This window comes from Flavobacterium rhizosphaerae, assembly GCF_046000445.1.
Classification (GTDB): Bacteria; Bacteroidota; Bacteroidia; order Flavobacteriales; family Flavobacteriaceae; genus Flavobacterium; species Flavobacterium rhizosphaerae.
Genome location: NZ_JBELPZ010000008.1, coordinates 43,753 through 56,219 on the forward strand (window position 1 = coordinate 43,753; position 12,467 = coordinate 56,219).

The following is a 12,467-nucleotide window of genomic DNA, read 5'->3' on the forward strand; positions in this document are numbered from 1 at the left end:
GTGTACAACTACTTTTTCTTTTTTTAAAGTTAAGTTCTTTGAAATTAAAGGGTTCCTGTTTTACATTGCTTAAACACCAAAGCCTGTTTTATAACAGCCTGTGGTTTTAAAATATAAAAAAAGCCGGAAACCTTCAGGTAAATGTATGCCTGTAAATTATTGTTTAATCCATCTGCTTTTAAGCTTTCAGCTAACAGCCAACAGCTAACAGCTAATACCTGTAAACTGTAACTGTAAACTGCAAACTGTAGGCGGATAAAAATGTACAGTGTGAACAAAGAATTGATTATTCGATCTGGTTCTGAAACCGTAGATTTTGCCTTATTAAAAGATGGAAAACTAATAGAATTACATAAGGATAAAGATGAGCAGGATAAGAAAAACCTGTTTAACGTAGGCGATATTTTTATTGCCAAAATACGTAAACCGGTTGCCGGGTTAAATGCGGCTTTTGTAAATGTAGGCTTTGAAAAAGATGCCTTTTTACATTACCATGACCTTGGCCCAAACCTTGCCAGCCTTATGAAATTTATAAAACTTGTAAGCGCAGGTAAATTAAAAGATTACTCCCTTAAAAATTTCCCTTTCGAGAAAGAAATAGACAAAAACGGGGCTATTGGCGATGTACTCAGCTCTAACCAGTCTATACTGGTACAGGTGGTAAAAGAACCAATAAGCACCAAAGGCCCACGCATAAGCAGCGAACTTTCGCTGGCCGGGCGTTATGTGGTGCTGGTGCCTTTTAGCGACCGTATTTCTATATCGCAAAAAATTGAATCGAAAGACGAAAAAGACCGCCTAAAAAGACTGGTACAGTCTATAAGGCCAAAAGGCTTCGGCGTAATTGTGCGCACCGTAGCCGAAGGGAAAAAAGTGGCAGAACTGGATAAAGACCTCCAGAATCTGTTAGACAAATGGGCAGGGATGTGCAAGCGTATCCCCGGTGCCCATCATCCCAGCAAAGTGCTGGGAGAGGTAAACAAAGTGTCTTCTATACTACGTGATGTGTTTAACGACAGCTTTACCGGTATTTATGTAGATGATGAAGACCTGTTTTACCAAACAAAGGACTATCTGCAGGAGATAGCCCCGCAAAAAGCGAATATCGTGAAACTATACCAAAACAGGGATTTGCCTTTATTTGAAAAATATAATATTGAACGGCAAATTAAAACCTCGTTTGGCAAAACAGTATCTATGAGTAAGGGTGCTTACCTTATTATTGAGCACACCGAAGCCATGCATGTTATAGATGTTAACAGCGGCAACCGCTCTAACAAAGCACTTAGCCAGGAAGATACTGCCCTTGAGGTAAACCTTATTGCTGCAGCCGAAGTGGCACGGCAATTACGCCTTAGGGATATGGGCGGTATTATTGTGATTGACTTTATAGATATGGGCAATCCAGAAAACCGCAAAAAGCTCTATGATTTTCTTAAACAGGAAATGAGCGACGATAAAGCAAAACATAAGATCCTGCCTCCGAGTAAATTTGGCCTTGTGCAAATTACACGGCAACGGGTTAGGCCTGAGGTAAACATTAAAACCAGGGAAGAAGACCCCAATAACGGGAATGGCGAAATTGAAGCGCCTATACTGGTAGTAGACCGCATAACGGCCGACCTTGAAAGAATTATCCGCAACCACAAAAAAGTTATGCTTAATGCACATCCTTTTGTAGCTGCATACCTTACAAAGGGTTTTCCATCCCTTCGCGCTAAATGGTATTTAGAGCATAAAAAATGGGTAAAAATTATACCTCGTGACGCTTACACGTATTTAGAATACCATTTTTACGATAGCGCAGGCAAAGCTATCAACGTTTCAGAATAACAAAACCGCCTCAATATTTATTGGGGCGGTTTTTTTGTATCAGTAATGTGCATTTTTGTATAAGGCAGAAATACTATACCCGACATAACTTTGCTTTATAATTTTAAACAATATAAAGTAATGTCAAAAACAATATTTATTACAGGTGCTTCACGCGGTTTTGGTAAACTTTGGGCAGAAGCCTTTTTAAAACGCGGAGACAATGTAGTGGCAACTGCACGTAACCTTAAAGACCTTAATGATTTAGTATCTCAATATGGTAATAACATTTTACCGCTGCAACTGGATGTAAATAACCGTGCTGATAGTTTTGCTGCCATCGCTAAGGCAAAAGCACATTTTGGCACCCTTGATGTAGTGATAAACAATGCCGGATATGGCCTTTTTGGTACCATAGAAGAAACCACCGAAGCCGAAGCCCGTAACCAGTTTGAAACAAATGTATTTGGTTTGCTTTGGATTACCCAGGCGGCTTTACCTATAATGCGCGAACAAGGGCATGGCCACATAATACAGGTAAGCAGCGTATTAGGTATAGTAACATTGCCGTTACTGGGAATATACAACGCCTCTAAATGGGCTGTTGAAGGTATTAGCGAATCGTTGGCGCAGGAAGTAAAGCAGTTCGGCATTAATGTGTCTTTAATTGAACCTAATGGATACAGTACCGACTGGGGCGGTGCAAGCGCTGCACAAAGTGCTCCCATGGAAATTTATGATGGTGTGCGACAGGCATTTTCTGAAACCGGAAGCCAGGAAGGACTTTTTGGTGATCCTGCAGCTACAACAGATGCTGTATTAAAACTTGTTGATGCCGAAAACCCACCATTACGCTTATTTCTTGGTAAACATACGCTTCCCTGGGCAAAACAGGTTTATGAAAGCCGTATTGCAGAATGGGAGGCGTGGAATGATGTAGCTATAGCTGCACATGGAAATTAATTATTAAATTTATAACTTTAGGGCAGTGCCAGCATGTGCAGGCACTGCATACTTTTTTTATGAAACACTACAGCAGCATTATACAACTGAGCCGTGATACCGGCTGCCCGCCACCTGAAAACCCCCTGTTAGGCCTTATACTATGCGAAAGGCTAAAGGGTTGTAAAATAGGCGAAGGGGCTTTTACATCTGACTTTTATACTATTATGTTTAAAAAATGGAAAGCAGGAGTTATTAATTACGGACGTACAAAATATGACCATGAAAACGGATCGCTTTCCTTTATTAAACCTAACCAGATTGTAGAGATAAGGGACTTGGAGCTTGAAGAAAAAGGTTTCATCATTTACATCCATAAGGATTACCTTAACGGGCACAGCCTGCACAATGACATTAAAAAATACGGATTTTTTGACTATGAAGTTAACGAAGCGTTGCACCTGACGCCTCGTGAAGAAGATATTATCTGGGAATTGTATTTTAAAATTGAGAATGAAAACAATGGCACACAGGATGAATACAGCCGCGATATAATCCTTACCCATATAGATTCCATACTAAATTATTCTCAACGGTTTTACAAACGGCAATTTATAAACCGTAGTGAACTTTCAGGCGTTACAGTATCTAAGTTTAACAGCCTGCTTACATCGTATCTGGACACAGGCCTTTTGCAAACTAATGGGCTACCTACTGTAAAAGCAATGGCTGATGCACTTGCTACTTCTACGCGCTACCTTAGTGACCTGCTTCGGCAGGAGACCGGGAAAACCGCCTTAGAGCTTATCCATATATTTTTGATTGGCGAAGCTAAAAACCTGTTACAGGAACCTCAAAAAACAGTTGCAGAAACCGCTTACCGCCTGGGGTTTGAAAATCCGCCCTATTTTTCGAGGCTGTTTAAAAAAGAAACCGGTTTTAGCCCGGTGGAATATCGTAAACAGTTTTTGAATTAGCCTAAAAAGTACAGCTTTATACAATTAATAGGGTAATTTTTAGAAAGACCGCTGTCAAAGTATCAGAATAACAAAACCGCCTCAATAAATTATTGGGGCGGTTTTTTTGTGTAATCATCTTATAAATTATTATTTTTACTTAAACCAACCTATTTGATTATAATGCTGAATTTTAATTTACCCGATGAACTATCTAATATAGAATTTAACAATACTGACGATATTAATATTCTAATTGGTGAAAATGGAAGCGGTAAAAGCACACTTCTATCTGATATTCTAAAACATTATTCATATAACAATATCCCTGTTATTGCAATAGCCAATACAATCCACGACAAATTTAACTTTAAGAGCAATAAAGCTTATATTTTAAAATCAAATCGAGGAAGATCTTTAGTTAAGAATATATTTCATCAATCACTTGTCAATTTTAATGAAAAAGACACCCGACACTCTAGGACTATTGCCAATATACTTGATTATGTAGGCTACTCGCCACGTGTAGGATTTAAAATTACTTTTGTTTTGAAAAATATGCGAAATGAAAATATTTTGAATCAGTTATCCAATGAAGAACTTGATATTTACCGTTTTATTATAAATAGATATTTTACAAGACAGTTAGAGAGCGAAGTTATTTGGATAGATTTTTCTCAAAAGAATTTTTATGATATAGTAGATTTATATTTCCTCAACATTTTTAAATTCTATAAAAAATTCAAAGAAATTAACCTTGTTAGAGAAATTAATTTTTATTTTGAAAAAAATCAAAAATCTATACCATTATACGGTGCTAGTTCAGGTGAGTTAACTGTTATAAGTATATTAATTTACATTTCTTCAGTAATACAAAGTAATTATATAATAATTGTTGATGAACCTGAAAATAGTCTCCATCCTAAATGGCAGTCAGATTATACTAAAAAGCTTTTAGAATTATTTTATTTATATAATCCTAAAATTGTCCTTGCTACACATTCTCCAATAATTATTAGTGGCTCTGAAAGTAATTTCCCTCAAACTAAAACATTTAAGTCAAATGGTGAAATGTTTGAACTTCAAAAAAAAGAACCTTTAAATATTGAAGAAATTTTATTTAGATATTTCAATGTCGCAACACCAGAAAATAGGTTTTTATCTGAGCATTTAATAAGATATTTAAATCTTCTCTCTAATGAAAAAATGGATATTGAAAACTTCGAAATTATAATCAATAGAATTATAAGAGATTGTTTTGATGAAAATCAAAAAAGAGTTTTAGAAGAAATTAAAGCTGTTGGTCGTCAAATTATTAATGCGGAAAGTAATGAGTTTTAAATTAACCGAAAAGGACTTACAAGACATACAACTGGTTAAATGTAAAGATAATTATAACTTATGGAAAGATGACGACTTAGAAGATTTACGTAAACGCATCAAAGATTATTTTTTAGATCTACCTGAGCTAGCATGCTGCTATTGCAATAGAAATTTTAAAGGTGAATTTCGTATGGTCATTGATATTGAGCATATTTTACCTAAAGGAAAATTTAAAGATTTGACGTATGAACCTTTAAATTTGAATATATCTTGCAAAAGATGTAACATGCAATACAAAAATGAAAATACCGACTTTATTATTGATGAAACCGCTATGGGTACTGATTATTTTAAAAGTAATCATTATAAAATTATCCATCCAAATTTAGATACATACTTAAAACATTTAAATTTAAATGTGTATCAATATGGTAAAAATAAGTACACCAAGTATCGAGTTATTGAAAATAGTTCAAAGGGACATTTTACTTACAATTATTTTAACTTAAAGGATTTTGAAATAGAAAATATTAATCGCGCGCAGGGAGGAAATATCATTAATCTATCAGACAAAATTAAGACTCAAATAAGACAAATACTATTTGTATTGCTTACAAAAATTTAATGCGGAATCTATTATTTTTAATTTAAAAATAAATTCTATAATTTTCCATACCTTAGAGTAAATTTCACAGTAGATGAAAAACTTTTCAGAAAGACAGGCAAAGAAGGAACTGGATAAAAAGCAGGGGAAATTTTCTGTAAAAGACCTTACCAAACTTATAAGCAAAGAAGCACTGCTCAAAGCTAAATTTACAGGTAATGAAAAATTATCTGCTTTTTTGGCCGACTTTAAATTGATGTTCGGCATGATTAAAGATTATGCCAAAGGAAATTATAAAAACGTACCCTGGCATATTATATCGGCTATTGGCGCAGCATTGCTCTATGTACTTATACCTATAGATGCCATACCCGATTTTATTCCCGTTGCGGGTTTTTTAGATGATGCCTCGGTATTTGCCTTTTGCCTTAAACTGGCCGGTACTGAAGTAGATAAATACAAAAAGTGGAAACAAGAAAACCCCGACATCACACTTTCTGCCGAATAACACGCTGCCGGGTTGCCCTTCAAAAACGTTTTGAGTAGCTTTGCACGCTTATATGCGTAGCAAACACCCAATATACAACCTTCAGTTTGGCCTGTTGTGCCTTAGCTCACTGCTGTTTTCAGCCAGTTTTAACATGCTGATACCGGAGTTGCCCAATTACCTGAGCAGCCTGGGCGGGGCAGAATATAAAGGGCTTATTATTGCACTGTTTACCCTTACTGCCGGATTGTCAAGGCCGTTTAGCGGCCGCCTTACCGATACTGTAGGGCGTGTGCCTGTTATGGCTTTTGGCAGCACCGTTTGCTTTATATGCGGCTTTTTATACCCTATACTGGGCAGTGTGGCCGGATTTTTATTTTTACGCCTGCTACACGGCTTTTCTACCGGGTTTAAACCCACAGCAACCTCGGCCTATGTAGCCGATGTTGCTCCTAAAGAACGGTGGGGCGAAGCAATGGGCATACACGGGCTGGCGTTTAGCACCGGCATGGCGGTAGGCCCGGCAATAGGCAGCTACATTACCCTGCGCTTTTCTATAGATGTGCTTTTTTATACCTCATCGGCTTTTGCGCTGCTTTCTATCATCATCCTGATGAATATGAAGGAAACACTGGTAAAAAAGCAAAAATTTCATCCAAGATTGCTTAAAATTTCACGGAAGGATATTATAGCGGTAGAGGTTTTACCCGTTGCGTTAATGGTATTTCTGTCTTACGTAGGGTATGGCGCCATACTCACGCTCATACCTGATAAAACCGAACATCTCGGCATTGCCAATAAAGGGCTTTATTTTATGGCCTTTACGATAGCCTCGCTGCTTATACGTTTTGTTGCCGGAAAGGCTTCTGACCGATATGGACGCATCAGGGTAATAAAAACAGGGGTGTTTTTGCTGTTACTTGCACTATTATTTACCGGGTATACCACAACTTTTTACGGGCTTATGGCCAGCGCGGCACTGTATGGTATTGCACAGGGTGTACTCTCTCCGGCGCTTAATGCATGGACGGTAGACATGAGCCATCCGGATCATCGTGGCAAAGCCGTAGCTACTATGTATATGGCATTAGAAGCCGGTATAGGCCTGGGTGCCTTATTTTCGGGCTGGTATTATGCTGATACCATAACACGCATACCCGAAATTATGTATGCTGCCGCTGTAATTGCCCTTGCCGGGCTTGTATTTATGCTTTTTTACAGTAACCGGAGAAAAACGGAAACTGTTACCCCATAATATTATAACCACCATCTACATGGCGTATCTCCCCTGTAATTTTAGAGCCGGGGCGAAACAGGTGTACCACTTCGGCGGCAAGGTCTTGCGGACCTGCATTGCCTAATGGGCTTATTTTGTTTGAAGTATCATAATCCTGTTGGGTAAGGGTGGCATTACCTGCTTTACTACCCATATAGGGCGAAAAGCGTATGGCATTAACGCGGGTACCGTTTTTGCGGCCCAGTTCGTCTGCCAGCTCTATAGTAATGCGTTCTAAAGCCGCTTTGGCAATACTGATGTTGCGGTACGGGTGGAAGGTTACCTTTTGCGCGGCAATATAGCTTAATGAGCAGATGGATGAGCCGGGTTGCAATACCTCATATTTTAACAGGTAGTAGCTTAGGCGTATCAGCGAATAGGCCGATACCTCCATAGTATCGCAAAACTCATTTTTGGTAACTTCTAAAAGTGGTTTTACCTCTTTGCCGCGTATGGTTTTATCCATGGCAATAGCATGAAGGAATCCGTTTAGCTTTATGCCTTTTTCTTTTAACGAACGGGCAAAATCTTCAATATTTTCATCAAGGGTAACATCAAGCACTTCAGTTACGGTATCACTGCCAAGCCCATTGTTTACAGCCTCAATAAAATCATCATGGTTTTTATCTAAAAATGCTTTAGCTTTTTCTGATAAACCCTTATGAAATTGGGTTACCCCCAGGCCGGTACATATAACATTACCGCCATTGGCTTTAACCTGTTTTGCCACATACATGGCCAGTGAATTTTCGTCGGCTATACCGGTTATTAAAAAAGTCTGTCCGTTAAACATATATTGAAAATTGCTTGTTTGTTTTGTTTCACACCACGTGTATAATTTTTGTACAAATTGTGAACGATTTTACCATTTATATAGTGCAGTACCCCAGGTCCACCCGGCACCTACCGCTGCAAAAAGCAACAGGTCACCCGGCTTAAAATCGCCATTTTTATGGGTTTCATCCAGCACTATGGGTATGGTACCGCCTGATGTATTAGCATAGCGGTCCATATTGGTTTTTACCTTTTCAAAAGGCATCCCCACCCTGCGGGCTATCTCCTCAAGTATCCTGATACTGGGCTGGTGCGGAATCATAAAATCTACTGCATCTATCTCAATATTATTGCGTTGCAATATCTCATTTATACATGTTGGCACTACCTCAACAGCAGTGTTATATACTTCTTTACCGTTCATTACAAAGTAATGTTCCCGGTTTTTTATGGTTTCTTCTGAAGTAGGTTTTTCAGAACCTCCGGCCGGGATGGTAAAATGCTCTTTACCGGTACCGTCAGAATGCAGTAATACATCAATAAAACCTTTATCTTCTTCGGTTGCCGATAATACCAGTGCTCCGGCACCATCACCAAAGAAAACCGAATCACGGCGTTCCCAGTCGGTTATGGTACTAAAAGTGTCCGCACCTATAACCAGTACATTTTTATACATGCCCGATTTTATAAACTGTATGCCCACTGTTATGGTATACAGTGCGCCGGAACATACCGCAGAAATATCAAATGCCACGGCTTTTGAAGCCCCTATATTATCCTGAACAAAGCAGGCGCATGATGGCGCAAGCCTGTCTGGAGTAGCCGTTGCTACTATTAAAAGGTCTATATCATTAGCGGTAAGGCCTGCATCTTCAAGAGCCCTGAGCGCTGCCTGAGAGGCAAGGTCACTTGTGGTTTCCCCTGTAGATATTCTCCGCTCACGTATTCCCAACTTGTCATATATCCACTCGTCTGATGAGCCTACTTTTTCAAAAAAACTATTTTTAACAGTATTCTCCGGTGCATAAGAGCCGGTTCCTTTTATAAACACGTTTGGCATACTTCTATTTCTTTTGCTACCGCTGTTTTCAGGCGGTTGTCCGTCAAAAAGTGAAAAGTAAAAGTAACTAAATTTTAATTTAAACCCGATGTATTATTAAAAAAATACACCCCATAATACATATTCTTAAAAATACGGATTACAAAAGCAAATTTTACTCATTCACTATTTCTATTTTCCTGCGTATTTCGTTTCCTGCTTCATCTACCACAGTTATGATATAAGTGCCTGTCTGTGCCTTAACAGGCATTTCGTGGTAGGTTTGCGTAGTGCCCAGATATTCTTTATCCAGGTACCAAAACAGCCGTGCATTGTTTTTAGTATGGGCCGCTTTCATAATAACCGGCTGCACCTGTCCGTTAAAATCTTTGGTGAGGTATATTTTGGCGTTATTATTAGGATAGATAAAATCCATATACACACCGGATGTTTCACTGCAACCTTCTTTAAACGGCGGCAATGTACGGTAGTTTATGTGCAGGCTCTTGTAATACCACTCCATAACCGGGGGCAGCACAAACAAGGTTTGGGTCACCATATTGCCTACTTCTTCGCAACTGCTGTTAACACGGTACATACCTGTAGCATCAAGGTGTATGGCTTTGTGATAAGGGCAACTCAGGGTTTTATTTCCGGTTAAGGGAATCCATTGCCTGCTCACCGGGCAGTTAGGCCCCGCCAAATGGCCGCTTATGGCGCAAACATCTGCTTCCTGCAAATCATTAAGCGGTTTGCTAAACCATTTTTGCCGTGGCAGCAGGTTAAATACATCAAACAATATGGGGGCTGCATTGCCTACCCCGGTTAATGACGGCCTGCCCTCTCCTGAAGCATTGCCTACCCATACCCCAACCACATAATGGGGATTGGTGCCTATGGCCCAGGCATCACGGCCACCAAAACTGGTGCCGGTTTTCCATGCTATTTCACGCGCAGAGTCATAATATTTCCAGGCTTCATCTTCAAGCGGGCGGTTTACTTCTTTTATCGCGTTATAAGTAAGCCAAATGCTTCCGGCACCTATTTGCGGCGCATCAAATACCTCTTTGCCAAAATTGGGTATGGTGGCAGTATCCCAATTGAGTTCTGCAAACTCATTAGTGCGGTATTTTGCCTGGTGGGCGGTAAAATAATTTACCGTGCCGCTATAGCCCGCATAAGTGCGGCAAAGGTCCCAAAGGTTACTCTCGGCGCCGCCCAAAATTAAAGAAAGCCCGTAATGGTCAGGCCTTTGGTTAATATCCCTGAGGCGGTATTTTTGTAACTGATCATAAAAGCGCTGCACCCCAAAATCCCTCAGCATAAGCACTGCGGGTATATTAAGCGAACGCGCCAGGGCTTCACTTGCCGGAACTGCCCCATCATAAGTAGGCTCATAATTTTTTGGGCTAAACCCCGAAATTTGTGTTGGTACATCGGCCAGCAGGGTATTGGGCAACATCTCCCCGGCATCAAGCATTGCAGCATATAAAAATGGCTTTAGTATGCTACCGGTACTGCGGGGTGCGGGTATAATATCCACATCTTTCTGGTGTGCCCTGTCGGTAGGCGAATTGCCCACATAGGCCAGTATATTGTGTGTATGCACATCTACCACCAAAATGGCCAGGTTATAAATCTGTGTTTGGCGATACTCGTTATAATAGCGCGTGGCCACTTGGTTAGCCTGGTATTGCAGGGTAGCCTGTATGGTTGTTTTTATACGCTGCCCTTCTTTGGTTTTAGCTATGTGCTGTAACAGGTGCGGGGCCGTGCGGGGTAACTCAAAAGGTTTTTCGGGCAGGTTTTCTTCAATGCTTAATTCGTATGTAGTTTTATCTATAACTTTATTCTCAAACAGTTTTTTGAGGAGCCTGTTACGCTTGGTGCGCAGTATCTGCTGGTTTTTACCGGGATAGATTAGGCTTGGCGCATTGGGCAGCACCGCAAGGGTAGCGCTCTCTGCCCACGATAGCTGGTGCGGCTGCACCCCGAAATACCGCCACGAAGCCATATCAATCCCTACTACATTGCCGCCAAACGGGGCATGGGCAGCATAGAGTTTTAATATAGCCGTTTTGCTTTCGCGAAGTTCCAGCCGGGTGGCTAAAATCAGCTCAACCAGTTTTTCAAAATAGCTGCGCTTTTGGCCTTTACGGCTCAGGCGGATAACCTGCTGGGTTAGCGTGCTGCCCCCACGCACCACATGCCCGGCCTTACTATTTTGCCGGACAGCCTTTACTATGGCAACCGGATTAAAGCCCGGATGGCTGTAAAAATGTTGATCCTCATAATATACAATGCATTGCCTGAATTTATCCGGAATACTATCAGGCGCCGGGAAACGCCACTGCCCGTCACGGGCAATGCGGGCACCCAGTAAATCACCCTCGGTACTTTCTATCACCGTGCTGTAGGGTGCTTTAAATAAGTACGCGGGCAGGCAGAAATAATACCAAACCAGCAACACGGCAATTATAGCCGATTTGATTTTGTTGCGTTTTATCCATCCTAATATCTTATTTAGTAACTTCATTAATACTTGTAGGATATAGAATATTATAAAGTAATATTCCGGCTATTACGATAGGAGGACCATATATAAATAGATCGTATTTGAATCTCACTATAATATAATTTCTTATTTTGATAGTTAAAATATCACACTTAGATAATTTAAAATAATCCGGCTTAGTTGTTGTAAACATATCATAATCAATCGGATAATGATTATCATACTTAATTAAAATTTTATCATATCTATCCGAAATCTTAGCTATTTCTTTCTCTTTCTCTAAAATAGAATCAAATGTTTTCACCATTCTTAATTTATTATAAAGTTGTCCTATTTCTAATGAGCATTAGTGAAATTTTTCTGACTTAATTGAATATTCTTTAGAAGTTTCAAAATGAGTATAGCTTAGAATTATAATTGATATTGATGTTGTTAAAAAGGCAACATGAGGCTCATACTCTAAGCCGGGGACCTTTATCTTATATGCGCTTAATAAGCCTATAATTATAAGATAAACTGCCAAATATTCTAGAGTTTGACTTGATAATGAGTGCTGAATTTTATTTCTCCTACTCGCCCGAAACCTTGAACCTTTTGTAACCCATAGTTTAAAATTTAATTCAACACCAAAATCCTTTTTTAAATATGGTGCTATAGAATTAAGCCTTTTGATTCTTCGAGCCCTAGCTTTGACCCTAAAATGTTTCTTTATTTTATGTATTACACTCATAGGCAAATG

Annotated in this window: 9 protein-coding genes and 2 pseudogenes; 7 read left to right on the top strand and 4 right to left on the bottom strand. The window is 39.5% G+C overall.

Annotated features, from left to right (window positions below):
- Window positions 1–270: 270 nt before the first annotated feature.
- The 7 genes and pseudogenes from ABS766_RS09185 to ABS766_RS09215 all read left to right on the top strand — a co-directional run bounded on the left by ABS766_RS09185 (window position 271) and on the right by ABS766_RS09215 (window position 7,379).
- The gene (locus ABS766_RS09185) at window positions 271–1,833 is read left to right on the top strand and encodes an Rne/Rng family ribonuclease (RefSeq protein WP_408084848.1); all 1,563 of its coding nucleotides are present in this window, start codon (window positions 271–273) and stop codon (window positions 1,831–1,833) included.
- Between the two features lie 120 nt (window positions 1,834–1,953).
- A complete protein-coding gene (locus tag ABS766_RS09190; protein WP_408084849.1) occupies window positions 1,954–2,775 on the top strand; it encodes an SDR family oxidoreductase in 822 nt (273 codons plus the stop codon).
- A 59-nt stretch (window positions 2,776–2,834) separates the two neighbouring features.
- Entirely contained in the window at window positions 2,835–3,731 is an 897-nt protein-coding gene (locus tag ABS766_RS09195; RefSeq protein WP_408084850.1) for a helix-turn-helix domain-containing protein, read from the top strand.
- Between the two features lie 162 nt (window positions 3,732–3,893).
- The gene (locus ABS766_RS09200; RefSeq protein ID WP_408084851.1) at window positions 3,894–5,051 is read left to right on the top strand and encodes an AAA family ATPase; all 1,158 of its coding nucleotides are present in this window, start codon (window positions 3,894–3,896) and stop codon (window positions 5,049–5,051) included.
- On the top strand, window positions 5,041–5,658 hold the full coding sequence (locus ABS766_RS09205) for an HNH endonuclease (RefSeq protein WP_408084852.1): 618 nt from the start codon (window positions 5,041–5,043) through the stop codon (window positions 5,656–5,658). Before ABS766_RS09200 ends, ABS766_RS09205 begins: the two co-directional genes overlap by 11 nt.
- A gap of 283 nt (window positions 5,659–5,941) precedes the next feature.
- Window positions 5,942–6,145: pseudogene (locus ABS766_RS09210) on the top strand (YkvA family protein); the annotation flags it as partial.
- Between the two features lie 52 nt (window positions 6,146–6,197).
- Window positions 6,198–7,379 (top strand): MFS transporter, encoded by a 1,182-nt coding sequence (locus ABS766_RS09215; RefSeq protein ID WP_408084853.1) that lies wholly within the window; start codon window positions 6,198–6,200, stop codon window positions 7,377–7,379.
- Here the strand turns inward: ABS766_RS09215 and ABS766_RS09220 are convergent.
- The 4 genes and pseudogenes from ABS766_RS09220 to ABS766_RS09235 form a co-directional block, all read right to left on the bottom strand.
- Window positions 7,369–8,193, bottom strand: a complete 825-nt coding sequence (locus tag ABS766_RS09220) for an SDR family oxidoreductase (RefSeq protein ID WP_408084854.1) — start codon at window positions 8,191–8,193, stop codon at window positions 7,369–7,371. The genes ABS766_RS09215 and ABS766_RS09220 overlap by 11 nt on opposite strands.
- A 69-nt stretch (window positions 8,194–8,262) precedes the next feature.
- Window positions 8,263–9,234 carry a 3-oxoacyl-ACP synthase III family protein gene (locus tag ABS766_RS09225; protein WP_408084855.1) on the bottom strand — a complete coding sequence of 324 codons (972 nt, stop codon included), beginning with the start codon at window positions 9,232–9,234 and terminating at the stop codon, window positions 8,263–8,265.
- A 154-nt stretch (window positions 9,235–9,388) separates the two neighbouring features.
- Complete coding sequence (gene pbpC, locus ABS766_RS09230) at window positions 9,389–11,749, bottom strand: penicillin-binding protein 1C (protein ID WP_408084856.1); 2,361 nt, start codon at window positions 11,747–11,749, stop codon at window positions 9,389–9,391.
- A pseudogene (locus ABS766_RS09235) lies at window positions 11,733–12,458 on the bottom strand (SLATT domain-containing protein). Before ABS766_RS09235 ends, pbpC begins: the two are co-directional and overlap by 17 nt.
- Window positions 12,459–12,467 lie beyond the last annotated feature (9 nt).